Below are 25,170 nucleotides of genomic sequence, written 5' to 3' on the forward strand. Positions count from 1 at the left end.
GAGCATGAGCGACGAAGCGACGTTCCGCGAACTGCAACGGTTCCGTCAGCGCTGGCTCTGGTTACTCCTCGGTGGCGGGTTCGCGTTCTCCCTCCTTCTCGGCCCCGTCTCGGTGATCGGCTTCGCCGTCTTCGCCGCCGTCGGACTGCTGCTCTACAACGCCCGACTGGAGACCGAAGTTCGAGACGACGGGGTCTACGTTCGGTTCGCCCCCGTTCACCGCTCGCCGCGGCGCATCTCCTGGGAAGAGCTAGTCTCCGCGGAGGCGACCAGCTACAGCCCCATCGGCGAGTTCGGCGGGTGGGGTATCCGGTGGCGACCCGGTACGGTCGCCTACTCAGTCAGCGGGAGCGAGGCCGTTCGTATCGAACGGACGGGGAATCGAGACGTCATCGTCGGGTCCCAGCGCGCCGCGGAGTTCGCCGAAGCCATCGACCGCGCGCGTCGGCGGTAGCGAGGGTGAACTCAGCGAACCGTCCCCGCGCCGAGGCGGGCGAATCCGAACGCGTGCGTCGAGTACGTCGCGTCGTCACACCGATTTCGAAGCGCTCGCTGGGCGGCGACGACGCGGCGGTCGAGCACCTTGGTCGCCGCGCTGAGATCCGCCGGGCGCTTCGACGGCATCCCCGCCAGCACGAGACCGTAGAACAGCGCGTTCAGCGGGCGAGCTTCGGGGCGTGTACTCCGCGCCAACTCCAACAGCGCGAGGCGACCGCCGGGACCGACGAGGCCGGCCCAGTCGCCGACGACGGCGGCGGGGTCGGCGAGCATCCCGGAGACGAACGAGGCGACGACGGCGTCCGCCTCTCCGAGTGGTGGCTTCGTCGCGTCCGCGCGGACGACGTGGACGTTCTCCCAGCCCTCGCGGGCGACCCGCTCGCGGGCGACGGCGAGCATCCCCGGCGAGAAGTCGACGCCGACGACAGCGCCCGACGAGCCGACGCGTTCGCGGAGGTACGCGAAGTTCGCGCCCGTCCCGCAGCCCATCTCGACGACGGTGTCGCCCGGTTGTGGGTCGAGCGCCGCGGCGGTGCGCTCGCGGAGCGTCGAGACTCCGGGGCCGTACGTCGCCAGCGCGTCGTACAGCCGCGCCCAGCGGCTGTAGAACACCTGTGCGGTCGTGACGCTCGGGCGAGTCACTTCCCCGCGGTCGCTCATCGCAACAGCTCTCGAACCGCGGCGGCGACGGTCGGCGCGTCCGGCCCGAGCACGTACGTGATCGGTTCGATGCCGTAGCTCCCCGTCTGGTATAGCACGAACGTCTCGTCGAGTTCCACGCCGTCGAGCGCGGCGGCGACGGCGTCCGTCGGTGCGTCGGGGTCGAACTCAATGCTCTGATAGCCCGCGTCTTCGAGTGACTCGACGATATCGGGGTCGTAGCGGACGTTGACGGCGGCGCGGACCGACGCGCCCGCCTTCCGCGCCGAGAGCAGCACGGAGGCGACGTGGCCGCTCGCGCCGAACTCGGGGTCGCCCGCGACGGTAGCGCGACCCTTCACGTCGAAGATGCGACCCGGAACGGCGGCGACGTCCTCTATCTCCTCGGCGTCGGGGAGACACTCGGCGAGGTTCGAGCCGACGTGCGGGATGAGTCCGGCGAAGCCGCTGGCGTTCGTCAGCGTCCGGAGGCCGCGCCGGACCGACGAGAGCACTCGTTCGGTGGCTCTGAGTGCGCTGTCGGGGTCGTGAACGTCGAACTCCCCCTCGAACTCGGCGAGCTCGGGCATCGCGTCCTCGTGGAGGTCCGCGAGCAGGTCGCCGTCTTCGAGGCGGCGGATGAGCACCTCGGCTTCGACGAGCGCCTGTAGCTGGCTCATCTCGCCGGACGCCAACCCCTCGGCCACGCGCTCGACGAGGTCCCTGACGCGCTCGTCTGCCTCGACGGCCTCGTTGCGCGCGACGCGGCCGTGGGCGTACTTCGAGACGGCGCTCTGGCTGACGCCGAGCGCCTCGGCGACCTCCTGTTGGGTGAACTCTCTGTCGCGCAGATCGGCGGCGAGCATCGACCGGAACGTCGGGAGGAACTCCTCGACGACGACTTCCTCGACGAACTTCATCCGTGGAACTCGGGGTCGTCGCCCAGCCGCGACGCCTGCGGGCCGCGCTGGCCCTGATACTTCGACCCGCGTTCGACGCCGTACGGACGTTCGGCCCGCGTCTTCAGTTCGGTGAAGATGAGTTGCGAGACGCGCATCCCGGGCGAGAGCGCGACCGGTGCGGTGCCGAGATTCGACAGTTCGAGCGTGATCTGGCCCTCGTAGCCGGGGTCGACGATACCCGCGGTGGCGTGGATGACGATGGCGAGGCGGCCGAGCGACGAGCGCCCCTCGACGGTGGCGATGAGGTCAGGCGGAATCTCGACGCGCTCTTTCGTCGTCCCGAGCACGAAGTCGCCGGGATGGAGGATGAACTCGTCGCCCTCGTCGACGTGCGTCTCGGAGACGTACTGGCCGATCTCCGCTTCCCTGTTGGGGTGGATACAGGAGATGTTCGTCCGCTGGAACTCCAGGAACTCCTCGCCGAGTCTGAGGTCTATGCTCGCCGGTTGCACTTGCATGTCGAGGTCGTCGAGCGGTTCGACGACGAGGTCACCGGCCTCCAACCGTTCGAGGAGGTCCACGTCCGAGAGTATCATACTGGGGTGGCCGCGTGCCAGCACGTAAAATCTCCCGGTCGACTCGGAGCCGGTCGCTCATCTGCCTCGATTAGCTCACAGTTCCCAAGAGGAACACGACGAGCGCGACGAGACCGGCGACGCCGCGGGCCACGTCGCTATCGAGGCCGCGGGCGTGTTCGAGACCGGCAGACCAGACGAACAGCTGCCACCCGGCGACGACGAGACCGAGCGCGAACGCGATAGGCCAGTCGAGAAACGACTCAGGCCTTGCAGCTGCCCGAGCAGCGTCTCGGGGTTCTGCGAGAACGACGTCTCGCGGATGACCCGCATCGCCGCGACGACGCCGACGGCCGACTCGACGAGCATCGGGACGCCGCCCCAAGCGGCGACGGCCAGCGTATCGCCGAACGTTCCTCGGTCGCCGCCGCGAGAGAGCAGGTGGAGGACGGCACCGACGACGGCCCACCCGAGAAGCGACGACAGGAACACGACCGGGAGGAGGCCGGCGAACCGGTCCCAGAGCTCGTCGCCGAGGTTCAGCTCCCGCGTCTCCGGCTGGTCGCACCCGGGCCAGTCGTCGCCGTGCTGTTCGCAGACCCAGTCCGGTGGTCGGTTGTCGTTCTCGGCAGTGACGGTCGTGTCCAACGCTTCGCTGAACTGCCAGCCGACGAACCCGACGGCAGCTGTCGTCAGTAGTGCGACGAGTAGAGCGATCACGAGCGCGCGACCGAAACTGAGTCCGGGCGCGCGCTCTCGGAAGTACTCGCCGGGGTGGAGGAGGGGCGTGCGGGGCATCGTCCGCGCCGACTCGGTACAGCGGTATAGTTCTTGTCGAATTCACCGACACTCTACCCGAGGAACAGGACGAGCGTCGCCACCGCGGCGAGTGCGGCGACGCCGGCGGCGACGGGCGTCTCCGTCCGGTGGACGCGGCGCATCCCGCCGAAGCAGACGTACGCCTGCCAGCCAGCCCCGAGGAGAACCGCGAAAAGCCCCACGACGCCGACGGCGGCGAACGTCGGTTGAGCCGTCTCGGGCGTCGCCGGAACCGCTCGATAGAGGACCAGCGGTGCGAGCGGACCGACCACGAGCGGCACCGACAGCGGGACGAGCGTCCACCCGACGAGTGCGAGCGACGCGCGGAACCCGCCGTCGCCGTCGCCCCAGCGGACGAACAGGTGGACGAAGAGCGTGACCAGCAACCAGAACGCGAGCACGCCGAAGAGCAGCAGCGGTAGTTGTGCGAGCGCTGCGACGACTACCCCGCCGAGACCGGTTCGACCGGCGGCCAGGACGACGAGCGAGACGAACGTGGCGGCGAAGCTCGCCAGGACGAGGGACCCGACGGCCAGCGCCGCCGTCCGAAGCGGCGGCGAGCGCCGTCCCTCGAAGTACGCACCGGGGCGGAGCAGCGGCGTTCGAGGCATACATCTCCGTTCGCGGCCGACGGTCTTCTGTCCGACGATAGCAGGTGATTTACCGCGCCGAGGGAGAGTGGTGGTATGAAGCAGGTCATCGTCGCCCGGACCGACATCGGGATGGGCCGCGGGAAGCTCGCCGCGCAGGTCGCCCACGCGTCGCTGTCGGCCTACGAGGACGCCGACTCGCGCACACGAAAGAAGTGGAAAGGCGAGGGCCAGAAGAAAGTCGTCGTGAAAGCCCGCGGCGAGAAGGAGCTCTTTCGCTTGGCTGACCTCGCCGAACGCGAGGGACTGCCGCACGCCGTCGTCCGCGACGCGGGGCACACGCAACTGGACCCGGGCACGGTGACGGCGCTCGCCGTCGGCCCCGGACAGGACAACCTGGTCGACAAGGTGACGGGCGACCTCTCGCTGTACTGAGCCTCCCGACGCTCCCGTTCCCGCTCAGACCATCTCCTCTGCGGTGTCGACGCCGACGACCACGCCGACGGCGTCCTCGGCCGGGGGAGCGCTCTCCACCGAGGAATCGAACAGGAGTCGCGCCTGCTCGTCGTGCGCCCGACGAGCAGCCGCGAGCAGCTCTTCGTCGAGGTCGAACGACGCCGCGAACGCCTCCCACACCGCCTCGTCGACGAGGTACGCCCGCCGTCCGTCGACAGTGACGTAGTCGTACCCGCCTTCGTACTCTGAGTGGTTACCGAGCAGTTCGGCGTCGAGGACGAGGAGCGCGTCCGTCAGGTCGTCCGCGCCGACCCCGGTTTCGTCGGCAGTGCGTTCGACGACGGCCGCGTCGAACGGCAGTTCCCGCGTCTGTTCGACGTCCGAAGCTGAAGTGGAGTCGGTCATCTGTCCGGTCGAACGGACGGCCGCCAGGGGTTTTTCGGTTGTGGCCGACGAACTACAGCGCTTTTATCGCCACCGCCGCAACCGCGGGTATGAACGTACCGACGCGAGAGACGGACGCAGCGAGGCGACGCTGATGCGCGAGGGACACCCCATCGAACGCGAGGTCGGCATGGAGTACTACGTGAGCGACGCCGACGGTATCGGCGGCGAGCTCCGCGTCGAACCCGAGGACTTCCGGGTCCGCGAACTGGAGGCATTCGACGCCGCGCCCGTCGATTCCGACCCCGGAGCGTACGCGAATCTCGTCGTCCGCGCGACGCTGCGCGGGTGGGACACCAACGATTTCGCCGCGCGCCTCTCCGATTCGCTGGGCGTCAGCCGCGAACGCATCTCGTGGGCCGGGACAAAGGACAAACACGCCGTCACGACCCAGTTGTTCACCGTCCGCGGCGGCGACCCGGCGGACCTGCCGGACGTGCGCGACGCCGACGTGGAGGTCGTCGGCCGCGCGGGCCGCGACATCTCCTTCGGCGACCTCGCGGGCAACGCGTTCGGCATCCGCGTCCGCGACGCCCAGGTTCCCGAAAACGTCGACGAGATAACCGAGCAGTTGCGCGAGTTCGGCGGCGTCGATGACGACGCCGACGTTCTCGGCGTCCCGAACTACTTCGGCCAGCAGCGCTTCGGCAGTCGCCGTCCCGTCACGCACACCGTCGGCCTCCACGTTGTCCGCGACGAGTGGCGCGAAGCCGTGCTCTCGTACGTCGGCAACCCCCACGAGAACGAACCCGACGAGACCCGCGAGGCCCGCGCCGTCGTCGACGCGGAAGCCGACAGCGCCGGCCCCGACTGGCACCGCGCGCTCGACCGGATGCCCGGCTACCTCCGCTACGAGCGCTCGATGCTGCACCGCCTCGACGAGGACGGCGCGGAGACCGACGAGGACTGGCGGCACGCGCTCGAAGCCGTCCCCTCGAATCTCCAGCGCCTGTTCGTCAACGCCGCGCAGTCGTACGTGTTCAACCGCATCCTCTCGGAGCGACTCCGCCGCGGGCTGCCGTTCGACCGACCCGTCGAAGGTGACGTCGCCTGCTTCGCCGACCGCGACGCGCCCGAGGACCTGTTCCGCCCGGACACCGACCGCCTGCAGGACGTGACGGGGCGTCGCGTCGACATCGTGGGCAAGCACTGCGAGCGCGGCCGCGCGTTCGTCACCGCGCCGCTGGTCGGGACGGAGACGGAACTCGGTGAGGGGGGACCGGGCGAGATAGAGCGCGAGATTCTGTCGGAGTTGGACCTCGAACCCGCCGACTTCGACCTCCCCGGAAACTTCGAGTCGACGGGGACGCGCCGGGCGATTCTGGTTCGGTCGCGGATGAGTATCGAGGAGAACCCCCTCGACTTCGAGTTCTCGCTCCCCTCTGGGTCGTACGCGACGGCAGTGATGCGCGAGTACACGAAGTCGGGGCCGCTGGAGCTCTGACCGGCGACCTTAGCTCGCTGCAGTACTGTCGTCGCGCGGTTCGGATGGCGGCGCACCGCCATCACGTCCGCCACTTGCGAGCGACGCCCCGACGAGCAGCAGCGGTGCACCGAGGAGGGCGATGGCGACGGCGTAGACGCCCGCAAGGAGGACGAGCAACAGCGCCATCCCGGCCACCGGAGCGGTGAGCGGCGACCACGACATCACCGGGAGTGCGAACGCCAACGTCGCAATCCCGAGGCGGCGGTTTCCGCGGCCGACCGCGTACCCCGCCGGAAGGAGCGCGAAGGCCGGAACGACGAACGGCAGACTCGACAGGAGCGCGGTCGTCACGCCGTGCGCGCCGAACAGCGCGGCCCCGCCGATAGCCGCGGCGGCGGCGAGACACGTCGCGAGGGCGGCCCCCGCGAGCACCGTCCGGAAGGTCGCGCGCTCGCGGACCGCCGTCGTCGAGAGCGTGACTCCGACCGCAGCGAGACCGACGCCGATGCCGAACACCGGCGCGTCGAACCCGCCGATTCCCAGTACCGTCACGGGAAAGAGCGGATGCGCCGCCGCGAGCACACCGACCGCGACGAGACCGACTCCCGCGTAGTTTTCGACCCGCTCGAAGCGCCCCTTCCGCGTCGAGAGCCACGACACCGCGCCCGCGACGCCGCCGACGAGGGTGGCGAAGAACGCGGTCGGCAGTCCGACGAACACGCCTACGTTCAGTGCGGTTATCGGACCGAGTTTCTCGGCGACGGCGAGCGGACTCAGCGCCGCCCCGAACGCGCCGTCTTCGGGAACGAACGTGACGAACCGACCTTCGTGGGCATCGGTGAACTCGGTGAGCCTCATCCGCCGTCCGTCGTTAGAGACGGTCGCCCCCGGCGTGCTCCAGCCGACGCGCATTCCGTCGGGCGCGACGACGGTGAGTTCGTCCGCGCCGAGTCCCGCGAGGTTGCGGTAGCCGTACCCCTCGGTGAACGCGCCCGAGCGGAGCGTCCCGCCGACCGACCGCTCGGCGAACCCGGCTTCGCGGTACCGCGCGGTCACCACGCCCACCTCCGAAACGTTCGACGACCGGAGTTCGGTGTCCCACATCGCGCGGTCGGCGATGGACTCGCGGAGCGTGGCGTTGCCCCGGAGTCGCGCCGTGGCCTCAGACTCGACGACGCGGTTGCGGACGACCCACGTCGCGCTCCCGTTGCGGTGGATACGGACGGTCGCGGTGCTCCGCTCGACGGAAAGGTCGACGCCGTGACCGGCGGCCGTCTCGGCGAAGGAGTCGCCGCAGCCGTCACAGAGCGGACGCGGCGGCGGACGGGCAGCGGCGAGCGGTGCGGCGAGCGACGCGACCAGGAGGGCGGTGCAGAGGAGGGCGAACCGGGGCGGACGGTTCATGTCACTGGTGTAGATTGACGCGCCAAGAACGTTCCGGAGGGTGAAACGACCGCTGCAGTGACGCATCGGAAGGACAATGCTCGGCGGTGACAGTTCTTTTAGCTCGATGACGCGAGCGCGATAGACTCCGGTGCCCGTCTCGAAAGTCCACCTTCCGTAGACTCGCTTCTCCGCTATCGACCCGCAGCAGCGGTTATCACCGTTGCCGCATCGGTCGGTTCTTTCCTCGATTGGTCGTTCGTCGTCCACCTCGTCGCCTTCGAGGCGAAGTCGGCTGGATGACTACAGTCGCATCGACCGCGCTGGCGGCGCTCGGACACTCGTTCACGTTCGGGTCTGATTCCGACGGTTGAGCCCGAACGCCCATCCCATCGGGCGTCGTTCACCGCGTATGACCGCCGATCACGAACCGCTCGAACGCCTCGACACCGGTCTCTGGACCTACCGCGAACCGCTGCGCTTCTTCGGACTCGAAATCGGTCGCGTGATGGTCGTCGTCCGCCTCTCGGGCGGCGGCCTTCTCGTTCACTCGCCCGCGGAGTTGACGCCCGACCTCCGCCGCGCGTTGGGCAGCCTCGGCGACGTACGGTTCGTCGTTCCGGCGAGTAAGCTTCACGGCCACCTCCACATGGAGCAGTACCGCGAGGCGTACCCGCGCGCCGAGTTGTTGGCCGCACCGGGTCTCGACCGCCGGCGGTCGGACCTCGATTTCGACGGCCTGCTCGGCGGGACGCCCGACCCGCGGTGGAGCGCCGATATCGACCAGACGGCGTTTCTCGGCAACCGGTGGCTCTCGGAAGTCGAGTTCTTCCACCGATCGAGCCGAACGCTGATTCTCGGCGACCTCTGCTATCACGTCACCGCCGACGCGCCTCCGGCGACGCGACTCGTCGCGCGTCTCGCCGGGATGTACGGCCGTCTCGCAGTACCGCCGGACTTCAAGAGAACGGTGGTGAACGAGGCGGCGGCGCGGACCTCCGTCCGAGAGATGCTCGCGTGGGAGTTCGACCGCGTTCTCGTCGGGCACGGCTCGGTACTGGAGACCGGCGGACGCGAAGCGTTCAGCGAGGCGTTCGACTGGCTCCTCTGACGCCCCCAAACGAACGGAGTTATAGGTCACCGAAAACCAGATTCGGTATGCACTGCGGTCGGTGCGGCACGCCGTTAGAGCGACCCGGAGACTACTGTCTGACCTGCCGCACCGGCAACTGCGACGCCGTCGTCCTCGACTGTTCGCGCGACCGGGCGACGCTCACGTTTCTCGACGAGGACGCCGTTCTCGGCGAGACGACGGTGACGACGGTGCCCGAGACGGGCGAGGAGTCCGGCGTCGTCGAACTACGGAACTTCGCCGGACGCGTCGCCGACGAGGTCCGGCGCAAGCGCCCCGAGACGGTGTACGCGGCGGGCGACCGGGGCGTCATCCGCGAGACGCGCGCGCAACTGCACTACGAGTTCTACCGCGTCCGCGACGACGACCCCGTCGAGGCCGTCGTAGAGAGTCGCGGCGAACGCGCGCTCGAAGTCGTCGAGGCGCCGCCGGGCGAGAAGCTCGGCGGGTCTCACACGACGATCATCGGCGGGCGGAAGGGCCGCAAAGCAATCGGCGTCGTCGCCAGTCACCCGCACGTCAAGAAGATAATCCCGGGCCCCATCGACGCCGGCGGGAAGGGGTCGCGGACGAGCCTGCGGGCGAAAGTCACCCGCGCCGACGACAACGGCAACGTCCGGTTCCTGTTGCGCGACGGGTCGAGCGTCCAGGAGAACCGCGTGGTGACGACGGCGATGGACCGCGAGACGGGCGAGCGCGTCCGCGACGACCTGAACGACGCGCTCGTCGAGGCGGAGCTACAGTCGGCCGACTGAGCGGTCGAGACGAACCGACGAGCGGGTCGGGCGGACACCACGCTTGCGCTGGTGTTTCGACCGGTCGCTTGAATCTGCAGGAGACACGGCCCCGTCTCCCGTCTGTACTGCCGGTCGGGCGTGACGATCACTCCCGGCGTTTTCGCCAACGCTCTTTCGAGAATCGAACTCGAAAGGGTACGGTCGGCGATGAGCGGCTGGCGTTCGTCCCGGTCTGTGCGAAACTACCGCACGGTTCGGTGAAGATAGATCGGCTGGCAGTTGGTGCAACGAGTCCGACAGAGACCGCACGATCGAACGGGGCGGCGAGAGAGCGCACCGCTACGTCAGTTCTTCGACAGCCGCGAGGTCGACCCAGTCGTGAATCACGGGACTGTCGGACTGTTCGACGGTGTCTCGGTCGCGGTCGTAGCTGACCGCACCGATGTCGTCCAGTTTCGGGAGGTGGACGTGCCGAAGCGACACCAGCAGGCTCCGGAAGTGGTCGGGTTCGACGTCGTCGAGACACTCGACTTCCCACGCAGTCATCGTGTCCGCAACGTCGCAGACGTCGACGGTTTCGCCGTTCGCCTGATGGAGATAGTACAACACGTCGCGTCGGCGTCGGTTCGACAGCGCGTCGAACGTTTCGTCTAAGCGCACACGGTCGACGGCTGCGGACGGTGCGTGCGTCGGGTGGTCGCTTTGGCGTCCGAGCGTATGGTCGTTTGACATGGTGAGGTGAGCACCCGGGGCAGTCCCCAGCGCGCATAGAAACCGACGCCAGACACCCCAAACTGTGGCGCTTTCACAGTCATGGTTTTATGTGAGATTTCCAATCGAACACCCGGTAGTACCATCTGCGAATCAAAGGCGGACTCGTAGGCTTTATCTGTCCGCTCGGGATAGGTGTCAGCACTATGGCCGACAACAAGGCACGACAGACCGGCAGCGCGGGTCGCTTCGGCGCGCGCTACGGTCGAGTCGCGCGCAAGCGGGTCTCCGACATCGAATCCGAGATGCGAAACGCCAGCGTCGACGGCGAGGACGTCAAACGTCTCGGCACGGGCATCTGGGTCAACAAAGAGACGGGCGAGAAGTTCACCGGCGGCGCGTACCGACCGGAGACGCCCGGCGGACGCTCTGTCCGACGCTCCATCCGCGCGGCGCTCGACGAAGACGAGTAATCACACAGTATGAGTTACAAATGCTCCCGCTGTAAACGCGACGTCGAACTCGACGAGTACGGGGGCGTCCGCTGTCCGTACTGCGGTCACCGCGTGCTCCTGAAAGAGCGCGCTCGCGTCGTCAAAGAAGTCGACGTGAAGTAACTGCGAATCAGTGTCGCATCTGAGCGTTCTCCGCTTTTCGTACCCCGACGAGCGGCGCGCCCGCGTCGTCGAGCGCAGCGTCCGCGTCGAAGTCGGCGAGATCGACGACGAGCGGTCGCGCGCGAGCGTCGCAAGGGAGGGAGACACCGTCGAAGTGCGAGTCGAAGCCTCGGACCTCGTCGCGCTCCGCGCCGGCGTCAACTCGTGGACCCGGATGGTCGCCGTCGCAGAGCGCGTCTCGGGGCTGGGAGCCGCCGCCGACCCCCGGGCGGGAGAGTAAATACGGGGCTTTTTCAGTCCGGCGCGCATCGGACCGACTATGCAAGGAAGTCTGCCACCGGAGGCGCAGGAGAAGCTCGAAGAACTGCAGGACCTTCAGGAGACCGCACAGCGCGTCGGCGCACAGAAACAGCAGTCCGAGAGCACGCTCTCGGAGTCGAAGACGGCGCTCGAAGCGCTCGACGACATCGACGAGGACGCGACGATGTACCGCGAAGTCGGCGAACTGCTCGTCGAGACCGAGTACGACGAGGCCCGAAACCAGCTCGATGACCGCGTCGAGAGCCTCGAAATCCGCGTCGAACAGCTCAAAAAGCAGGAAGAGCGCGTGCAGGAGCAGTTCGAGAGCCTGCAGACCGAGCTCCAGCAGATGCTGCAGGGCGGCGGCGCGGGCGGCCCCGGCGGTCCCGGCGGGATGGGCGGTCCGGGCGCAGGCGGCGCGTAGATGGGCGCCGACGCCGAACCGACAGATGACGAGGTCGTCGAGACCGCCGCGGACGCCGCCGAAGGCGTCATTTTCGCGCACTACACGCAGTCGGACGTGCGTGACATGGACGTGACGGTCACGTTCGAGGACGGCGTCTTGGACGTGGACGTGTACCTGAACGCGCCCGACGACGTCGACCCGGAAGTCGTCGCCGACGAGGCGGCGCTGGCGGCGCGCGACGCCGTCGACGAGCTGTTCGCAGCGAGCGAATAGCCGCGACCGCCGCTTTCTTTCCGGAACTCTCCCTCCGAGCGAGGCGAACAGTTATGGTTATGAATGCTAATAGTTAGCACATGGCTACCGGTGGTCGAGACCGCAGCGGAACGACGGCGTTGGACAGACTCCGGTCGCACTACGACCGAGCCGACTTGCGCTGTCCGCGGTGCGGGTACGAGGACGAGGACGGAAAGTGGACTGCGCGGACGACCGGTTCACAGGTGTTGTATCGCCACGTCTGCCCGAGTTGCGGCGAAATTCGGACCCGGACACTCCGACTGAGTCAGTGACTCGGCGGCGCCGAAGACGCGCCGGCGGCCGATAGCGGTAGCTCCTTTCTCTCTCGACACACCAGTTCCCGACGGCCTCTCGTTTTCGCTACGCGGTACCCGAATCGGCGAACGAGGAGCGTGGACCGCTCACGCGAGGAAGAAGATGAGGACGCTCACGAGTATCGTCGCGCAGGCGATAGCCGCGGCGAACGCCCCGCCCATCGAGACGGCGACGTTGGCGTGGCTGGCGAGCGTCTCGGTGCGGTCGTTACCGAAGACGGTCACCTCGGCGTGTTCGACGGCCATCCCGGACTCGACGGGTTCGCAGTCGGCGACGGCCTCCGAGGCGAGGCGGCGAATCAACGACCGGAGTTCGTCGTGGTCGATGGCCGCACCGACCTGGTTGTCCGCCTTCACGGTGTTGACGATGTGCGTGTCGGTGGTCATCACCTCGGCGGCGTCGACGAGGCCGCCGCCGTCTCCGACGACACGCTCGGCGCTCGCCTTCGCATCGCCGCCGTTCGTGCTGGGTGCGCCGACGACTTCGGGGTCGCCGGGAGATATCGAGTCGACGCTCTCACAGAGGTCCGAGACGATGCTGTCGCGGAGCCCCGGTTCCATGTTGTTGCCGTCGACGAGCACGTACGCCGTTCGCTGCCCCTCGACTTCCGAGACGGCGACGCGGATGCCGAGCGGCCCGATACCCTCTCGCGGCGTCCACTCGGTCGGGTCCGAGGCGACGCCCAGACGCAACCGGTCGGTGTCGGCCTCGGAGAGCGCCCGGCCGACCGCTCCGGCCCCTCGAATCATGTCGAAGGAGCGCCGACTCCCGGGCGTAACGTGGCCGAGGTCCGGGCCCTCCAGGCCGTTGTTGCAGTTGTGGGCGTCGACGAGCAGCACGTCGTCGAGGCCGGTGGTTCGGGCCTCCGTCGCCGCCGAGAGGCCGACGGAGTACTCCACGTCGTCGGCGAAGTTCGGCGCGAACGTCGAGACGACGAGCGCGTCGTCGCCGAAGCGCTGTCCGAGCAACTTGGCCTCGCCGGAGTCGACGCGGACGCTCCGGGACGCTTCGACGGTGTACTCGATACGCTCGTGGGCGTTCTCGGCCGCTTCGAGGATAGTGTCTACCTCCCGTTCGGTGACGAGGTTGAAGTCGTGGCCGGCCGTCGCGTGCGGCGGGAACGCGAGCCCCTCGCTGCGCCGGGCGACGCGTTCGGGGAAGTTACCGCCGCCGATTTCGCCCATCGGGCCGGGGTGTATCATCGGGAGGATGAACTGGGCTTTCTCGTCGCCGTCGGCGTCGCGGAACGCGAGGACGGTGACGGGGACGACGGCTTCCTGACCGAGTTGCTCGAAGAAGTCCTCCAGCTCTCGGGAGCCTTCGGCGATGTGGCCGATGAACCCGCGGATGAAGTCGAGGACGGAGACGCCGAGGCTGTTGCGCCACGGACGGTCGATGACTTCGAGGAAGGCGTAGACGCTCATCGCGTAGATGACGCACATGACCCCGAGGAGGACGAAGTGGTCGAGCGTCAGCGCCGAGACGACTTCGGGTGCCTGCTCGGAGCGGGCGAAGTATGGCATCAGGTAGGCGTCGAGGATGGGGCCGCCGACTTCGAGAAAGCTGAGCGTCCCGCTGTAGATGAAAAGCAGTACCGCCGAGACGAGCGTCTGGATGCTCGCCGGAACCGACGCGACGAGGATGGACGAGCGCGACACCGCCATGATGACGAGCAGGCGGAGTGCGAAGATGGACGCGAGCGCGACGATGAGCACGTTGTAGACGAACCGCTGGTCGAGCGAGGCGAACACGGCGACGATGGCCGCGACGGTGAGCAGACCGATGAGGACGATCTCGCAGGCCAGCGCCAGCAGCGACGACCGGTTCGGCGTCAGTCGGCCGCCGAGAAACCGGTCGACGCCGGTGGTTGCGACGCTGGCGACGACGGTCGGAATTCCGACGAAGAAGATGCCCTCCCAGGCGTCTTTGCCGACGAAGAACAGACCCCGCCACGTCCCTTCGCGGAGGCCGGAGTCGAACGCCCCGACGCCCGCGATGCCGGCGATGAGCAGCGCGAACCCGAGGCTCGCGTACCACGAGGGAGCGCGGAAGATAAACCGCGACAACCCGGCGAGGTTGCTCTGCGACGTTGTCATGCCGACGAGATTATGGGCGTGCCTCCTAAAACCTCGCTACTTGTCGCACCGGTGTGACAGTCACTCCCGGTGTCAGTCCGAGCGGAGGGTTCCTTCGGCGACGCTCGGGTCGCTCAGTTCTCGCAGCGGGCGATGAAGTTCTCGAACACTTCCTGACCGCGTTCGGTGTGGGCGACCTCGGGGTGCCACTGGACGCCGTAGAGGTCGCGGGAGACGTCGCTCATCGCCTCGATACCGCAGACGTCGCTCGTCGCGGTGTGGGTGAAGCCCTCGGGAAGCTCCTTTACCTCGTCGGCGTGACTCGCCCAAACGCGGGTCTCGGGCGCGAGCGGTCCGATGAGCGGATCGCCGTCGTCGAGCACTTCGACGGTCACGTCGGCGTAGCCGCCGTAGTCGCCCGACCCGACGCGTCCGCCGAGCTCCGCCGCCATCACCTGCATGCCGAGACAGATGCCGAGCACGGGAACGTCGAGGTCGAGGTACTCCGCGGAGCGCCCGGCGCGGTCGGCGTCCGGACCGCCCGAGAGGACGATGCCGTCGGCGTCCACCTCTTCGGACGGCGTCTCGTTGTCGACGAGCTCGGTGTCGACGCCCGCGTCGCGCAAGGCCCGCTGCTCTAAATGTGTGAACTGCCCGTGGTTGTCGATGACGACGATTCTGGTCATGGCGGGGGTTGGACCGACGAGCCTAAAAACGAATCGGAGTCGGGGCGATATGAGCACGTTCGTGCATCGAAGAACGTGAGAGTCGAGTGTTCACGGCGACGCCGAGCGGGTGCGAGGTCGAACCGTGGCGGTGGGGCCCCTCACGAACGGTCGTCGGACGTGCGGTCGAACCGCTCGCTCGCCGACCGAAACCCGAACTCGGACTGCTCCTCGCTGCGGCGCTGTTCGCGCGCCGCCAGCGCCTCGGTGTCGGGATTCACGTCGTCGTCGACGCGGGCGAAGGAGCGGTGGACTTTCGCGTGACACCAGCGGCAGAGCGACACCGTGATCTCGTGGGACGGGTCGGCGTCGTCTCCGCCATTGCCGTGGTACGAGAGGTGGTGTTCCTCTAGCAGCGGACGCGCCGACGAGCGGTGCGCCATCCGAATCTCCTCTAACCCGCAGCGGACACACTCGCGTCCGTCGGTGGTCGAGCGGTAGTGCGGACAGTCGCGCCAGTCGCAGTCGGCCTCGCCGACGAGACAGCGGTACTCGTCGGCGCGGCGTGCGCGGGCGAACTCGGGGTCGTCGCCCGCGTGCTTCAGCGCGTACCGACACCGCCCGTCGCCGGTCAGGTGGTCGCACCGCCCGGCGAACTCGTACGGGTCGTCCACGCCGACCGAGGTTCCCTCCGGCGTCTTCTCCATGTGTGCGCACCTCGGTTCCGGCGCTACTTGAACGCTCGACGTTCGGTGTTATCTACCGACGCCACCGACAGCCGCGAGCGACGACGTGCGTTCGCGCGTCTCGGTTTCTGAGTCTGGAGTACACAATATTCCCGTAAATATCAGCTAGATTTGAAGACAGTCGTCCGATGAGTCTTATTCGGTTTTGAAATTCGATATAAAATAACTTCAGAACTATCGCATATGAAACGGTAGGTTGAAAACCCCAGATGTTGGTAGATGGATTACAACCAGATTACTGCTGGTCGCTGACGCCAGCATGGGCGCGATATATACATGAAAGACCACTCATCATCTCACACTGGACACTCCTACGACACCGACCGCTATCGACAACGACACGAAGTCATCGTCGACCCCGCCGAGACCGACCTCTCGTTCGCAGTCATCGACGCGATCGCGTCCGTCGAGGGTGTCGACCCCCTCGACCTCGACCCCTTCATGCACGAGTCGATCAACCCCGACGCGCTGAACAACCTCTTTGCTGGCACCGAGAAGACCAGTCTCGGCGGCTCCGTCGCGTTCGAGGCGCTCAGCTACACCATCGTCGTCGAGAGCCACGGCCGAATCACCGTCTACGAACAGAAAGACGGCGGCGGGCGGCGGACGCTCGCGGCCGGCATGCGGTAACGTCTCCTATCGAGCGAATCTGACACACTTTTACCGCTCCGTCGTAACGCCGAGTCGTGCAACTCGTTCACGAGGGACGACCGATAGCGAGGACCGTCGAGTTCGCGGATGGCTTTCTCCAACAGAGTCGGGGTCTGATGTTCCGACGGTCGGTCCCCGACGACTACGCGCTCGTCTTTCGCTTCGACGAGGCGGAGCGCCGGAGCCTCCACATGCTGTTCGTCCCGTTTCCGATCGACGCGCTCTGGATGGTCGACGGCGAGGTGACAAAGCGGGCCCGACTCTCCGGATGGACCGGCCTCGGCTGGGGAATCGCCGACACCATCGTCGAGCTCCCGGCGGGGGCGGCCGACGGCGTCGACGAGGGCGACTCGGTCGAACTCGTCGAGTGAGCGAACCGACGGCGACTGGTCCGGCATCGACTGAACCGACCGCGGCGGCGAATCCGGCTGGCAAGTTCTGTCATACCCCACAAGTTGATATGCCGACGGCCTAAGGAGGCGTCTACAATGTCGGACCATACCAGTTCTGGCACGGAGGATAGGGTAAGTCGCCGCGAGGCGACTGGCCGAGAAATTCCGCGCCCAAGATAACTCATCGACCGACGACGCGAACGCGACTGCCACCCCGTTCGCAGCGTCGCTCGACGGACGCGACGTACTGCTTTTGGATACGACGCTCAGAGACGGCGAGCAAGCGCCTGGTGTCTCGCTCTCGGCGACCGAGAAGGTCGACATCGCACGCGCACTCGACAGAGCGGCGGTGCCGTTCGTCGAGGCCGGAAGCGCCTGTACCGGCGCGGGCGAACGCGACGCCATCGCCCGCGTCGCCGACCTCGACCTCGACGCGACGGTGACGAGCTTCGCTCGGGGCGTCCGCGCCGACGTCGACCTCGCGCTCGACTGCGGCGTCGACGGCGTCAACCTCGTCGTCCCCGCCAGCGACCGCCACGTCGAACGGAAGGTCGGCACCGACCGCGACTCGGTCGTCGAGACGACGGTCGAACTCGTCGAGTACTCCCGCGACCACGGGCTGTGGGTCGAGGTGCTCGGGGAGGACGGCTCCCGGGCGGACCTCGAGTTCCTCGACCGCCTCGCCGCGGCCGCGCACGACGCCGGAGCCGACCGCTTCTGCTACTGCGACACCGTCGGCCACGGCGGCCCCGAGCACACCGAGCGCGTCGTCTCGAAACTGGCCGAGCACGGCCCGACGAGCACGCACGTCCACGACGACCTGGGCTTCGCCATGACGAACGTCCACGCCAGCCTCCGGGCGGGCGCGGACCTCGTCCACGCCACGGTCAACGGCGTCGGCGAGCGCGCGGGCAACGTCGCGCTCGAAGAAGTCGCGGTTGCGCTCTCGCACTGCTACGGCGTGGCGTGTGCGAACCTCGACGAGCTGTACTCGCTCGCACAGACCGTCGCCCGCGCGACGGAGACGCCGCTGCCGCCGAACAAGGCCGTCGTCGGCGAGAACGCCTTCGCCCACGAGAGCGGCATCCACACCGACGGCACGTTGAAGGACGAGGCGATGTACGAACCGTACCCGCCCGAGACGGTGGGTCGGGAACGACGCCTCGTCCTCGGCAAGCACGCCGGGCGCGCCGGCGTCCGGGCGGCGCTCGACGAACACGGCGTCGAGGTGACCGTCGACGAACTCGCGCGAGTCGTCGAACGCGTCAAAGGCCTCGCCGAGCGCGGCAAACGCGTCACCGACGCCGACCTGCTCACCATCGCCGAGGACGTGCAAGGTCGCGCCCGCGAGCGCCGCGTCCGGCTCGTCGACCTGCAGGCGACCAGCGGCGGCGGCGTCCCGACCGCCAGCGTCAGACTCGCCGTCGACGACGAGGAGCGCGTCGCCGCCGGAACGGGCAACGGTCCCGTCGACGCCGCCGTCGAGGCGGTTCGCACGGCGCTCGGTCCCGACGCCGCCTTCCAGCTGGAGTCGTACCGCGTCGACGCCATCTCCGGCGGCACCGACGCCGTCGTCACCGTCGCAGTCGAACTCTCCCGGGGCGACCGGTCGGTGAGCGTCGCGGCGGCGGACGCCGACATCACCCGCGCGAGCGTCGTTGCGATGGTCGACGCGCTCGACCGGTTGCGCGCGCCGAAAGCGGTGGTCGACGCGCCGCCCGCTGACGACTAGCCGTCGACGCTGACCATCGACGCTGACCGCCGACGACTAACCGTCGACGGCCGCTGACTGCCTGACGACCGCCGACGACTGGCGGTCGTATGTCGTCTCCCGAACCCGGTTGGTATCGAGACTGCGGCGACGCACACCGTCGACGAGTCAAGTTCGTCAGTGACCAGAGCATCGAGCGTCGATCGTGACACACGTGTCAACTCTCCCCAGTCGAAAATCGACAGACTGCGTGACGAAGTCGGTTATTTTACCTATCATGAAACTTATCACTGATGTCGATACTACTGACTGTATGCAACGTCGCCGCTTCTGTGCCCTCCTCGGAACGGTCGCCGTCGGCGGAACCGCCGGGTGCGCCGGTCGACTGCCGGAGTTCCGCAAGAACGCCCAGTTTCCACCCGCCGCCCACGACGTGGAGTTCGACGCGAGACTCGACGGCAGTCCGACCGAACGGGTCGACGTCGGCTCTCGGTTCGGCGTCCTCCGCCCGGCGAACAACGGACCGCACGGACTCAACGTCTGGAACGACGGCCCGCCCCGCGAGATAACCGTCGCCGTCTACCGAAACACGCTCCGAGCGCACGAGACGTTCGAGCGGACGTTCGAGTTGGCCGCCGACGAGTACGTCGCGCTGACGCTGCACCGTCCGGCGAACTACACCACCGTCGTCGACATCGAGGACGCGTCGGCCGCGACGGTCGGCGTCGACCGGTCGAACTTCGACTGCAACGAGTCGGTGACGACCGTCGCCGTCCGCGAAGGCGGGCGGCTGGAGTGTTCGTCGTGGTCGACGACGATGGGATGCGGCCCCTTCTAGTCGGGCGAAGTGAAACACCGAAGTGAGTCGACGGCGAACCTCGGTCCGTCACCGTGAGCGAGTTCGTCGTCGAAGTGAAGCCGTCGGCGCGGCGGACCAACGGCGCGGTCGGTGCCGCCGTCGTCCGCCGCGGGACCCGTCGCCGTTTCGGAACGCGTGCCGACGCCGAGTCGTGGGCGGCGTCGCTCTCCGGCGGGGGCGAGCCTCGCGTCTGGGTTCGACTGGCCGACCCGCGAGACGACTCCGCCGTCGACGCATATCTCGTCGGCCGTCGCGAACGAGTCGCGCTCGACGGCGCGTACGACAAGCGCCGACGCCGGCTCCGCGGCGGGACCGAGAGTGAACAGTCCGGCTTCGACCGGTTCTGACCGGGGTCAGTCGCCGCCGACCGGCAGCTGGTCAGCGCCGGCGTACTCGCGGACGTACACGTCGACGAGCGTTTTCAGCACGCCGAGGATGATGGGGCCGAAGAAGATACCCATGAACCCGAACGCCGCGACGCCGCCGAAGATACCGACGACGAACAGACCGGGGTTGAGATGCGCTTCCCGCCCGCCGATGACGGGACGAAGGTAGTTGTCCGAGAGGCTGACGACGACGGCCCCGTAGACGAACAGAACGCCCGCCGAGACGTATCGGCCGGTGAGTCCGAGATAGACGGCCGCCGGAAACCAGACGATGGACGCGCCGATGAGCGGCAGAAGCGAGAGCAGAACCGTGAAGACGGTCCAGAAGATGGCGCTCGGAAAGCCGACGATGACGAATCCGATGCCCGTGAGGATTCCCTGCACGATGGCGACGAGGACGTTGCCGACCAGCACCGCCCACATGAGTCGGTCGATACGAGCGTGGAGTTCGTCCTGTATCGGCGACGGCAGCGGAATCGCTCGCCGAATCCACGCGACGAGCGCCGTTCCGTCGGTCAATAGATAGTAGAGCAGAAACAGCAGGACTGTGAGGCCGATGACCGCGTTCGAGAGGCCACCGAAAACGTCGACGACGCTGCCGACGAGCGTCGACCCGCTTCCCTCTGCGGACCCGAACAGTGCTTCGACGGAGAGACCCATCTGGGCGAGCTCACCGAACGGCGTCGACCCCGACAGCAGGTCGCGGACGGCGGTGACGACGGAGCGAGCCTCCTGGAGGACGACTTGCACGACGAGGGCGATGGGGAGCAGAACGGCCAGCGTCGAGACCACGATGAGCGCCGCGGCGGCGATTCGAGACCCGATTCGCGGTTCGAGCCGTCGGTGAACCGGCTTCAACACGTAGGCGAGAAGGACCGCCGCGAGGATGTACTGAAGAAACGGAAACAGCAGTAGTGCGGAGAGTACGCCGACGATCCCTATCGCGAACAGGAGAAACGCGCGGTCGCGCTGCATACCTCTTCTAAGGGGCGACGACCGGATAAATCGGGAGGCTCGCACCGAAACGGGCGTCTCGGGGAGACGACGGTGACGGTGAGAGCCGCCGCGGCTTCACGCCGAGGTGCGACCGCCCCGACTCACTCGGTGCGGTCGTCTCGTGAGACGTTTTCCGGCGACGACTCGCCGTGCTCGCCGCTTCTGAGCAGGTGTGCGAGTCTTCGTTCGAACTGCTCGTCGCTCAGTTCGCCGTCGGCGTAGCGCATCTGGAGGGCGGCGATCGGGTCCAGTTCCGGCGACCGGTCGCTCACACTCGGACGGGAGGCGACGGCGGAGACGCTACGGAGTACCTCGCGTGCAATCGAACAGGTTGCCGTGAGACCGACGAGGCCGAACAGCAGTACTCCCCACGCCGAGACCATCCCGTCGGGGACCGTGAGCAGGAACGCCAGCGAGTCGAGCGTCCGTTCGACGACTCCTTCATGGAGCAGCCCGGCGAGAAGATAGGACGCAGCCGAGAGGACCAACTCGACGCTCAGTACGAGTGCGAGGAGCGCGACGATAGCTTGCGACGTCGACTCCGAGCGTGTTCGACTGCCGACTGACCTTCGCATGTCTCACTGTTTCAAAGGAAGACAGTATGTAAGTTTCCGTGTCCGTCCGTACTAAAGCCGGTGTCGACGACCGCCACCGCGTCCGCGATGGTGGGTGAGGGCGGTCTCGTCGCGGCGAATCGATATACGTCTGTGCGTTGCGAACTCAGTCGATGGGAGACTCCGATACCGAACCGGTCGCGGTACCGCGCCAAGTGCACTGCGAACTCAAGACGCTCCGTCAGATGGGAACCCACGAATTGCTCTCCGAGGAAGTGCTCGACGGCTTGGAGACGTACAACTTCGGGACCGCCCGACAGTGGGTTATCGAGAATCCGGAGGCGTACGTGCAGGCGGTGTACCACGGCACGAGAGACGAGACGGTGGCCGACACGCCCTCCGAGTAGTCGCGTCCGCTCGTCGCCGAACGCGCGAGTTCTCTCCGGGTCCTCAGTGAGCGGACACACTCGAAACGCGGACGCTCAATTCATCTGTACTTAGTTGGACGGTTGTAACTCGCCTGTGTCGTGTATTGTCTTTATGTGCAAAACGCCTGCGATATTCAACGGTGAAGTAAATGTTTTACCACGAAGGAGACCAACTGCAGTACCCAGTCGAAGTCGAAGAGCCGGACCCGATATTCGCGAAGATGCTCCAGGAGGGCATCGGAGGCGTCGAAGGCGAGCTCCGGGTCGCGCTCCAGTACATGGCGCAGGCGATGGGACTGCCGAAGACGGAGGAGTTCAAACCGTATCGCCGGGCGCTCATCGACACCGCCGCCGAGGAGTTCGGCCACGTCGAGATGTACGTCACCGCCGTTCACAAGAACTTGCAGGGCGCGCCGGTCCAACTGAAAGAGGAGGTGCTGGGCGGGAGGGACTACGCGACGCTCGCCGGACTCCAACCGAGACAGTTCCTCTCCGGCGGACTGAACCCGCAGTTCGTCGACGCCAACGGCGCACCGTTCAACGGTAACTACGTCGTCGCGAGCGGCAATCTCGCGGCCGACCTCCAGTCGAACATCGCCGCCGAGTCGACGGGACGGCAGCTCGCCTGCCGACTGTACGAGATGACCGACGACCCGGGGATGAAAGACATGTTCTCGTACCTCATCGCGCGCGACACGATGCACCAGAACCAGTGGACGCAGATGCTGAAGGACCTCGGTGACCCCGACGACCCCTACGACGTGCTTCCGATTCCCGACAGCTTCCCGGACGAGGCGGAGAACCAGGAGTACAACTACGCGTTCATGTCCACGGACATCGAGGAGCAGTCGAACCCCGACGAACCGTGGACGACCGGCACGTCGCCGGACGACGAGGGAGAGTTCTCCTTCTTCAACCAACAGGATCTCGACGGATACGAACCGGACGTCGAGGAGTCGAAGCCGGAGACGTACAACAGCCCGATACCGGACGGCGAAGACGCCCTCGTCGGCGACGAGGACGACTCGAAGGACGGGAAGTGAACCGTGAGGGAGTGTTCACGCGATGACTTCGACTGAAGAGCGTCGTCGCCGGCGTTCCCGAAAGCGTCGGCGCGCCCCGACGTCGCGGCGCGGCTTCCTCGTACTGGCCGGGGTGACGGCCGGAGTGGGGCTCCCGGCCGGAACCGCCGGCGGAAGCGAAAGCGACCGACGCAGCCGGCAGCTGGTCGTCGCTGCGAGTCCGGCGCAGCGCGAGACGGCGCGCGACGCAGTCGCTCGATTCCGTGAGAGCGATCCGAGCGTCGGCGTCTCGTTTCGCGTCGCGGAGACGACCGAGGGTTTCCGACGATTCGCCGCCGGCGACGCCGATGTTCTCGCCGCCAGTCGACCGATTCTCCCCGCAGAACGGACGCGGGTGGTCGAAAACGGCGTCGCGTACGCGAATCGGGAGATTCCGACGAACAGGATGGTGTTACACCAGCCGGAGTCGACGTGGTGCGAGTGTCTGTCGCCGGGGCGAATCGCCGAGGCGTGGAGCGGCGATGGACCGGTCGAGACGTGGGCGGAGGCCGCACCCGAGGATGCGGCGGGTTCGGTGACGTTCGGCCCGGAGTACGACAGCGACGAGAACGGCGGGAGCCGCCGACGCGCACCGCCGACTCCGGACGGGACGATGCTCGTCCGCGGCGTCCGCGAGTTCCAGTACGCCTCCGGGTTCGGCGGCGTCGGGTACTACGAATCGGACAGCGAACATCTCGCGAGCGCGTCCGCCGCGAGTGACGACGCGGCCTCGGAAACGCCGCTCGTCCGACTCTCGTTCCTCTACGTCGACCGCGATTCGCTCGAAGAATTGGCGGCGGAGGAACTGATTCGGGCGTACTCCCGCCGGAGCGCGGAGCGGGTGGGCCGGACGACCTACTACGAGAATCCGATCGGCGGGTAGCGGTCGAGACTGTCTCACCCGTCTCCATTTTTACTGGAGTATTCGACGCGCCGAGAGAGATCTGAACCACGGTCGTTCCGCTCGCGTTCGTTTGCTCCACTCCCTAACTCGAATCTCTCGACCGACGTTTACCTCGTTGAGCCTCGCAGCGCGATGAAACGCGCCGCTCGGAGTGCAACGATCCGAAAAGCGCCGAGCGAGAGATCTGAACTACGCGGACTTCGCTCCCGCCGGTCGCTCGTCCTCTCGTTCAAATCTCTCGTCGGGCGGGTACACAGAACCGAGCCTCGCGGCGCGATGAAACGCGCCGCTCGGAGTGTGAGTCTCTGAAAAGCGCCGAGGGAGAGATTTGAACTCCCGAGTCCGAACGGACAGTAGATTTCGAATCTACCGCCTTGGCCAGGCTAGGCTACCTCGGCTTCCGTTCCTACAATCGCCCGCCCTCGTTTAATCGGTTTCGATTTCTCCGAACCGATTCGACAGTGTCAGTGACACTCACAGAGGGGCCAATGGGTCTAAGTTCTCCGAGAACGCCTGTCGGGATACATGGATATCTCCGAAGCGAGTACCGCCTGTGACCAGGTCCTCGACACGGTGAAAGGTGCGGTCATCGCAGACGACGAGTTCTTCGAGCGAATCATGCTCGGCGTGCTCGCCCGCGGCCACGTCCTCCTCGAAGACGTCCCCGGCACCGGCAAGACGCTCACCGCCCGCAGCATCGCACAGGCGCTCGGCCTCAGTTTCTCCCGCGTGCAGTTCACGCCCGACCTGCTCCCCTCGGACGTCACCGGGACGAACATCTTCAACGAGCAGGACCGCAGTTTCGAGTTCTCCGAAGGCCCCATCTTCGCCAACATCGTCCTCGCCGACGAGATCAACCGCGCGCCGCCGAAGACGCAGGCCGCGCTCCTCGAAGCGATGGAGGAGGGACAGGTGACCGTCGACGGCGAAACCCACCAGTTGCCCAAGCCCTTCTTCGTCATCGCGACGCAGAACCCCGTCGAACAGGAGGGGACGTTCCCGCTCCCCGAGGCGCAGGTCGACCGCTTCTCGGTGAAGACCGCCATCGGCTACCCCGAACTCGACGGCGAGGTCGAACTGCTGCGCCGTCGCGCCGGCCGCGACACCCGCAGTCCGACCGTCGAGCGGGTGCTCTCATCCGACGAGGTGCTGGCGATGCGGGCGACGCCCGAACGCGTCCGCGTCCACGACGACCTGTTGCAGTACATGGCCGAACTGACGCAGGCGACCCGCAACGACCGCCGCGTCGCCGTCGGCGTCTCCCCGCGCGGCACCCAGCGGATGTTCGAGGCGACCCGCGCCCGCGCCGTCTACGCCGGCCGCGAGTTCGTCACGCCCGACGACGTCAAGCGCGTCAGTCATCCGGTGTTGGCCCATCGTCTCGTGCTCACGCCGGACGCGAAAGTCTCCGACGTGGACAAAGGCGACGTCGTCGACGACGTGCTCAACTCCGTCGACGTGCCGACCGTCGACTTCGAAAAGCGGTAGCGCGCGCCGT

The 25,170-nt window shown here is 67.2% G+C and carries 33 protein-coding genes and 1 tRNA gene; 20 read left to right on the plus strand and 14 right to left on the minus strand.

Translation table 11 applies throughout. The features are described from left to right. Window positions 1-4: 4 nt before the first annotated feature. Window positions 5-454 carry a hypothetical protein gene (locus tag LAQ73_RS04130; RefSeq protein ID WP_224269984.1) on the plus strand — a complete coding sequence of 150 codons (450 nt, stop codon included), beginning with the start codon at window positions 5-7 and terminating at the stop codon, window positions 452-454. An 11-nt stretch (window positions 455-465) separates the two neighbouring features. Here the strand turns inward: LAQ73_RS04130 and LAQ73_RS04135 are convergent, their stop codons facing one another. From LAQ73_RS04135 to LAQ73_RS04155, 5 genes are all read right to left on the minus strand, one after another. Continuing rightward, window positions 466-1,158 carry a class I SAM-dependent methyltransferase gene (locus tag LAQ73_RS04135; protein WP_224269985.1) on the minus strand — a complete coding sequence of 231 codons (693 nt, stop codon included), beginning with the start codon at window positions 1,156-1,158 and terminating at the stop codon, window positions 466-468. Then, complete coding sequence (locus tag LAQ73_RS04140; RefSeq protein ID WP_224269986.1) at window positions 1,155-2,057, minus strand: thiamine-phosphate synthase family protein; 903 nt, start codon at window positions 2,055-2,057, stop codon at window positions 1,155-1,157. The genes LAQ73_RS04135 and LAQ73_RS04140 overlap by 4 nt, the downstream gene beginning before the upstream one ends. Beyond that, window positions 2,054-2,635 (minus strand): dCTP deaminase, encoded by a 582-nt coding sequence (dcd, locus tag LAQ73_RS04145; RefSeq protein WP_224269987.1) that lies wholly within the window; start codon window positions 2,633-2,635, stop codon window positions 2,054-2,056. Before dcd ends, LAQ73_RS04140 begins: the two co-directional genes overlap by 4 nt. Before the next feature lie 75 nt (window positions 2,636-2,710). Continuing rightward, window positions 2,711-3,412 carry a Yip1 family protein gene (locus tag LAQ73_RS04150; RefSeq protein WP_224269988.1) on the minus strand — a complete coding sequence of 234 codons (702 nt, stop codon included), beginning with the start codon at window positions 3,410-3,412 and terminating at the stop codon, window positions 2,711-2,713. Window positions 3,413-3,465: 53 nt separating this feature from the next. Beyond that, window positions 3,466-4,044: a Yip1 family protein gene (locus tag LAQ73_RS04155; protein ID WP_224269989.1), complete on the minus strand. Its 579-nt coding sequence runs from the start codon at window positions 4,042-4,044 to the stop codon at window positions 3,466-3,468. Window positions 4,045-4,119: 75 nt separating this feature from the next. Between LAQ73_RS04155 and pth2 the strand changes: the two genes are divergently transcribed. Further along, window positions 4,120-4,458, plus strand: coding sequence for a peptidyl-tRNA hydrolase Pth2 (gene pth2, locus LAQ73_RS04160; RefSeq protein ID WP_224269990.1), 339 nt, complete (start codon window positions 4,120-4,122; stop codon window positions 4,456-4,458). Between the two features lie 24 nt (window positions 4,459-4,482). Here the strand turns inward: pth2 and LAQ73_RS04165 are convergent, their stop codons facing one another. After that, a complete protein-coding gene (locus tag LAQ73_RS04165) occupies window positions 4,483-4,884 on the minus strand; it encodes a DUF8048 family protein (protein ID WP_224269991.1) in 402 nt (133 codons plus the stop codon). A 133-nt stretch (window positions 4,885-5,017) separates the two neighbouring features. On the opposite strand from LAQ73_RS04165, the gene truD reads away from it, so the two are divergent. Beyond that, on the plus strand, window positions 5,018-6,367 hold the full coding sequence (gene truD, locus LAQ73_RS04170) for a tRNA pseudouridine(13) synthase TruD (protein WP_224270716.1): 1,350 nt from the start codon (window positions 5,018-5,020) through the stop codon (window positions 6,365-6,367). Window positions 6,368-6,376: 9 nt separating this feature from the next. Here truD and LAQ73_RS04175 read toward each other — a convergent pair whose 3' ends face one another. Next, window positions 6,377-7,753 carry a hypothetical protein gene (locus tag LAQ73_RS04175; protein WP_224269992.1) on the minus strand — a complete coding sequence of 459 codons (1,377 nt, stop codon included), beginning with the start codon at window positions 7,751-7,753 and terminating at the stop codon, window positions 6,377-6,379. Window positions 7,754-8,144: 391 nt separating this feature from the next. Here LAQ73_RS04175 and LAQ73_RS04180 point away from each other — a divergent pair, with 391 nt between their 5' ends. Both LAQ73_RS04180 and LAQ73_RS04185 read left to right on the plus strand, forming a co-directional pair. Continuing rightward, window positions 8,145-8,843: a DUF4336 domain-containing protein gene (locus LAQ73_RS04180; RefSeq protein WP_224269993.1), complete on the plus strand. Its 699-nt coding sequence runs from the start codon at window positions 8,145-8,147 to the stop codon at window positions 8,841-8,843. Window positions 8,844-8,890: 47 nt separating this feature from the next. After that, the gene (locus LAQ73_RS04185; RefSeq protein WP_224269994.1) at window positions 8,891-9,619 is read left to right on the plus strand and encodes a DUF2103 domain-containing protein; all 729 of its coding nucleotides are present in this window, start codon (window positions 8,891-8,893) and stop codon (window positions 9,617-9,619) included. A gap of 321 nt (window positions 9,620-9,940) precedes the next feature. Here LAQ73_RS04185 and LAQ73_RS04190 read toward each other — a convergent pair whose 3' ends face one another. Further along, window positions 9,941-10,333 (minus strand): DUF7344 domain-containing protein, encoded by a 393-nt coding sequence (locus LAQ73_RS04190; protein WP_224269995.1) that lies wholly within the window; start codon window positions 10,331-10,333, stop codon window positions 9,941-9,943. Between the two features lie 185 nt (window positions 10,334-10,518). Here LAQ73_RS04190 and LAQ73_RS04195 point away from each other — a divergent pair, with 185 nt between their 5' ends. From LAQ73_RS04195 to LAQ73_RS04220, 6 genes are all read left to right on the plus strand, one after another. Further along, on the plus strand, window positions 10,519-10,785 hold the full coding sequence (locus tag LAQ73_RS04195) for a 50S ribosomal protein L37ae (protein WP_224269996.1): 267 nt from the start codon (window positions 10,519-10,521) through the stop codon (window positions 10,783-10,785). Between the two features lie 9 nt (window positions 10,786-10,794). After that, the gene (locus tag LAQ73_RS04200) at window positions 10,795-10,929 is read left to right on the plus strand and encodes a DNA-directed RNA polymerase subunit P (protein WP_058580947.1); all 135 of its coding nucleotides are present in this window, start codon (window positions 10,795-10,797) and stop codon (window positions 10,927-10,929) included. Window positions 10,930-10,939: 10 nt separating this feature from the next. Beyond that, the gene (locus LAQ73_RS04205) at window positions 10,940-11,209 is read left to right on the plus strand and encodes a KEOPS complex subunit Pcc1 (protein ID WP_224269997.1); all 270 of its coding nucleotides are present in this window, start codon (window positions 10,940-10,942) and stop codon (window positions 11,207-11,209) included. A gap of 39 nt (window positions 11,210-11,248) precedes the next feature. Next, a complete protein-coding gene (locus LAQ73_RS04210) occupies window positions 11,249-11,653 on the plus strand; it encodes a prefoldin subunit beta (RefSeq protein WP_224269998.1) in 405 nt (134 codons plus the stop codon). After that, window positions 11,654-11,908, plus strand: a complete 255-nt coding sequence (locus tag LAQ73_RS04215; RefSeq protein ID WP_224269999.1) for a DUF3194 domain-containing protein — start codon at window positions 11,654-11,656, stop codon at window positions 11,906-11,908. A gap of 80 nt (window positions 11,909-11,988) precedes the next feature. Continuing rightward, the gene (locus LAQ73_RS04220; protein ID WP_224270795.1) at window positions 11,989-12,201 is read left to right on the plus strand and encodes an HVO_0649 family zinc finger protein; all 213 of its coding nucleotides are present in this window, start codon (window positions 11,989-11,991) and stop codon (window positions 12,199-12,201) included. A gap of 129 nt (window positions 12,202-12,330) precedes the next feature. On the opposite strand, the gene LAQ73_RS04225 is transcribed toward LAQ73_RS04220, so the two are convergent. From LAQ73_RS04225 to LAQ73_RS04235, 3 genes are all read right to left on the minus strand, one after another. Further along, window positions 12,331-14,340: a DUF2070 family protein gene (locus LAQ73_RS04225; protein WP_224270000.1), complete on the minus strand. Its 2,010-nt coding sequence runs from the start codon at window positions 14,338-14,340 to the stop codon at window positions 12,331-12,333. 113 nt (window positions 14,341-14,453) lie between these two features. Further along, entirely contained in the window at window positions 14,454-15,005 is a 552-nt protein-coding gene (locus LAQ73_RS04230) for a GMP synthase subunit A (RefSeq protein ID WP_224270001.1), read from the minus strand. Between the two features lie 140 nt (window positions 15,006-15,145). Continuing rightward, window positions 15,146-15,691, minus strand: a complete 546-nt coding sequence (locus tag LAQ73_RS04235; RefSeq protein ID WP_224270002.1) for a DUF7097 family protein — start codon at window positions 15,689-15,691, stop codon at window positions 15,146-15,148. A gap of 315 nt (window positions 15,692-16,006) precedes the next feature. Here LAQ73_RS04235 and LAQ73_RS04240 point away from each other — a divergent pair, with 315 nt between their 5' ends. The 5 genes from LAQ73_RS04240 to LAQ73_RS04260 all read left to right on the plus strand — a co-directional run bounded on the left by LAQ73_RS04240 (window position 16,007) and on the right by LAQ73_RS04260 (window position 19,690). Beyond that, window positions 16,007-16,360, plus strand: a complete 354-nt coding sequence (locus LAQ73_RS04240) for a HalOD1 output domain-containing protein (protein WP_224270003.1) — start codon at window positions 16,007-16,009, stop codon at window positions 16,358-16,360. Window positions 16,361-16,416: 56 nt separating this feature from the next. Further along, complete coding sequence (locus LAQ73_RS04245) at window positions 16,417-16,752, plus strand: DUF192 domain-containing protein (protein WP_224270004.1); 336 nt, start codon at window positions 16,417-16,419, stop codon at window positions 16,750-16,752. A 274-nt stretch (window positions 16,753-17,026) separates the two neighbouring features. Continuing rightward, window positions 17,027-18,505 (plus strand): alpha-isopropylmalate synthase regulatory domain-containing protein, encoded by a 1,479-nt coding sequence (locus LAQ73_RS04250; RefSeq protein WP_224270005.1) that lies wholly within the window; start codon window positions 17,027-17,029, stop codon window positions 18,503-18,505. A 292-nt stretch (window positions 18,506-18,797) separates the two neighbouring features. Continuing rightward, entirely contained in the window at window positions 18,798-19,322 is a 525-nt protein-coding gene (locus LAQ73_RS04255; protein WP_224270006.1) for a hypothetical protein, read from the plus strand. Window positions 19,323-19,375: 53 nt separating this feature from the next. Beyond that, on the plus strand, window positions 19,376-19,690 hold the full coding sequence (locus tag LAQ73_RS04260; RefSeq protein WP_224270007.1) for a DUF8081 domain-containing protein: 315 nt from the start codon (window positions 19,376-19,378) through the stop codon (window positions 19,688-19,690). A gap of 6 nt (window positions 19,691-19,696) precedes the next feature. On the opposite strand, the gene LAQ73_RS04265 is transcribed toward LAQ73_RS04260, so the two are convergent. Continuing rightward, window positions 19,697-20,704 (minus strand): AI-2E family transporter, encoded by a 1,008-nt coding sequence (locus LAQ73_RS04265; RefSeq protein ID WP_224270008.1) that lies wholly within the window; start codon window positions 20,702-20,704, stop codon window positions 19,697-19,699. Window positions 20,705-20,826: 122 nt separating this feature from the next. Beyond that, window positions 20,827-21,300 (minus strand): SHOCT domain-containing protein, encoded by a 474-nt coding sequence (locus LAQ73_RS04270; protein WP_224270009.1) that lies wholly within the window; start codon window positions 21,298-21,300, stop codon window positions 20,827-20,829. A 152-nt stretch (window positions 21,301-21,452) separates the two neighbouring features. On the opposite strand from LAQ73_RS04270, the gene LAQ73_RS04275 reads away from it, so the two are divergent. The 3 genes from LAQ73_RS04275 to LAQ73_RS04285 all read left to right on the plus strand — a co-directional run bounded on the left by LAQ73_RS04275 (window position 21,453) and on the right by LAQ73_RS04285 (window position 23,651). Next, window positions 21,453-21,686 carry a hypothetical protein gene (locus LAQ73_RS04275; protein WP_224270010.1) on the plus strand — a complete coding sequence of 78 codons (234 nt, stop codon included), beginning with the start codon at window positions 21,453-21,455 and terminating at the stop codon, window positions 21,684-21,686. A gap of 170 nt (window positions 21,687-21,856) precedes the next feature. Beyond that, window positions 21,857-22,750 (plus strand): manganese catalase family protein, encoded by an 894-nt coding sequence (locus LAQ73_RS04280; RefSeq protein ID WP_224270011.1) that lies wholly within the window; start codon window positions 21,857-21,859, stop codon window positions 22,748-22,750. 22 nt (window positions 22,751-22,772) lie between these two features. Next, window positions 22,773-23,651 (plus strand): substrate-binding domain-containing protein, encoded by an 879-nt coding sequence (locus LAQ73_RS04285; RefSeq protein WP_224270012.1) that lies wholly within the window; start codon window positions 22,773-22,775, stop codon window positions 23,649-23,651. 334 nt (window positions 23,652-23,985) lie between these two features. On the opposite strand, the gene LAQ73_RS04290 is transcribed toward LAQ73_RS04285, so the two are convergent. Then, window positions 23,986-24,070: transfer RNA gene (locus tag LAQ73_RS04290), tRNA-Ser, on the minus strand. A gap of 127 nt (window positions 24,071-24,197) precedes the next feature. Here LAQ73_RS04290 and LAQ73_RS04295 point away from each other — a divergent pair. After that, window positions 24,198-25,160, plus strand: coding sequence for an AAA family ATPase (locus tag LAQ73_RS04295; protein ID WP_224270013.1), 963 nt, complete (start codon window positions 24,198-24,200; stop codon window positions 25,158-25,160). The last annotated feature ends 10 nt before the right edge of the window (window positions 25,161-25,170 follow it).

Source organism: Haloprofundus salinisoli, from assembly GCF_020097815.1.
Lineage (GTDB): Archaea > Halobacteriota > Halobacteria > Halobacteriales > Haloferacaceae > Haloprofundus > Haloprofundus salinisoli.

Bases quoted from the DNA above. Each gene is read 5' to 3' on its own strand.
- truD (WP_224270716.1), top strand. From the start codon at position 5,018: ATGCGCGAGGGACACCCCATCGAACGCGAGGTCGGCATGGAGTACTAC.
- LAQ73_RS04255 (WP_224270006.1), top strand. From the start codon at position 18,798: ATGCAACGTCGCCGCTTCTGTGCCCTCCTCGGAACGGTCGCCGTCGGC.
- LAQ73_RS04155 (WP_224269989.1), bottom strand. From the start codon at position 4,044: ATGCCTCGAACGCCGCTGCTCCGCCCCGGTGCGTACTTCGAGGGACGG.
- LAQ73_RS04295 (WP_224270013.1), top strand. From the start codon at position 24,198: ATGGATATCTCCGAAGCGAGTACCGCCTGTGACCAGGTCCTCGACACG.
- LAQ73_RS04130 (WP_224269984.1), top strand. From the start codon at position 5: ATGAGCGACGAAGCGACGTTCCGCGAACTGCAACGGTTCCGTCAGCGC.
- LAQ73_RS04135 (WP_224269985.1), bottom strand. From the start codon at position 1,158: ATGAGCGACCGCGGGGAAGTGACTCGCCCGAGCGTCACGACCGCACAG.
- LAQ73_RS04270 (WP_224270009.1), bottom strand. From the start codon at position 21,300: ATGCGAAGGTCAGTCGGCAGTCGAACACGCTCGGAGTCGACGTCGCAA.
- LAQ73_RS04175 (WP_224269992.1), bottom strand. From the start codon at position 7,753: ATGAACCGTCCGCCCCGGTTCGCCCTCCTCTGCACCGCCCTCCTGGTC.
- LAQ73_RS04150 (WP_224269988.1), bottom strand. From the start codon at position 3,412: ATGCCCCGCACGCCCCTCCTCCACCCCGGCGAGTACTTCCGAGAGCGC.
- LAQ73_RS04215 (WP_224269999.1), top strand. From the start codon at position 11,654: ATGGGCGCCGACGCCGAACCGACAGATGACGAGGTCGTCGAGACCGCC.
- LAQ73_RS04280 (WP_224270011.1), top strand. From the start codon at position 21,857: ATGTTTTACCACGAAGGAGACCAACTGCAGTACCCAGTCGAAGTCGAA.
- LAQ73_RS04235 (WP_224270002.1), bottom strand. From the start codon at position 15,691: ATGGAGAAGACGCCGGAGGGAACCTCGGTCGGCGTGGACGACCCGTAC.
- LAQ73_RS04200 (WP_058580947.1), top strand. From the start codon at position 10,795: ATGAGTTACAAATGCTCCCGCTGTAAACGCGACGTCGAACTCGACGAG.
- LAQ73_RS04275 (WP_224270010.1), top strand. From the start codon at position 21,453: ATGGGAGACTCCGATACCGAACCGGTCGCGGTACCGCGCCAAGTGCAC.
- LAQ73_RS04195 (WP_224269996.1), top strand. From the start codon at position 10,519: ATGGCCGACAACAAGGCACGACAGACCGGCAGCGCGGGTCGCTTCGGC.
- LAQ73_RS04220 (WP_224270795.1), top strand. From the start codon at position 11,989: ATGGCTACCGGTGGTCGAGACCGCAGCGGAACGACGGCGTTGGACAGA.
- LAQ73_RS04285 (WP_224270012.1), top strand. From the start codon at position 22,773: ATGACTTCGACTGAAGAGCGTCGTCGCCGGCGTTCCCGAAAGCGTCGG.
- LAQ73_RS04185 (WP_224269994.1), top strand. From the start codon at position 8,891: ATGCACTGCGGTCGGTGCGGCACGCCGTTAGAGCGACCCGGAGACTAC.
- LAQ73_RS04225 (WP_224270000.1), bottom strand. From the start codon at position 14,340: ATGACAACGTCGCAGAGCAACCTCGCCGGGTTGTCGCGGTTTATCTTC.
- LAQ73_RS04190 (WP_224269995.1), bottom strand. From the start codon at position 10,333: ATGTCAAACGACCATACGCTCGGACGCCAAAGCGACCACCCGACGCAC.
- LAQ73_RS04265 (WP_224270008.1), bottom strand. From the start codon at position 20,704: ATGCAGCGCGACCGCGCGTTTCTCCTGTTCGCGATAGGGATCGTCGGC.
- LAQ73_RS04210 (WP_224269998.1), top strand. From the start codon at position 11,249: ATGCAAGGAAGTCTGCCACCGGAGGCGCAGGAGAAGCTCGAAGAACTG.
- pth2 (WP_224269990.1), top strand. From the start codon at position 4,120: ATGAAGCAGGTCATCGTCGCCCGGACCGACATCGGGATGGGCCGCGGG.
- LAQ73_RS04140 (WP_224269986.1), bottom strand. From the start codon at position 2,057: ATGAAGTTCGTCGAGGAAGTCGTCGTCGAGGAGTTCCTCCCGACGTTC.
- LAQ73_RS04240 (WP_224270003.1), top strand. From the start codon at position 16,007: ATGAAAGACCACTCATCATCTCACACTGGACACTCCTACGACACCGAC.
- LAQ73_RS04165 (WP_224269991.1), bottom strand. From the start codon at position 4,884: ATGACCGACTCCACTTCAGCTTCGGACGTCGAACAGACGCGGGAACTG.
- LAQ73_RS04230 (WP_224270001.1), bottom strand. From the start codon at position 15,005: ATGACCAGAATCGTCGTCATCGACAACCACGGGCAGTTCACACATTTA.
- dcd (WP_224269987.1), bottom strand. From the start codon at position 2,635: ATGATACTCTCGGACGTGGACCTCCTCGAACGGTTGGAGGCCGGTGAC.
- LAQ73_RS04180 (WP_224269993.1), top strand. From the start codon at position 8,145: ATGACCGCCGATCACGAACCGCTCGAACGCCTCGACACCGGTCTCTGG.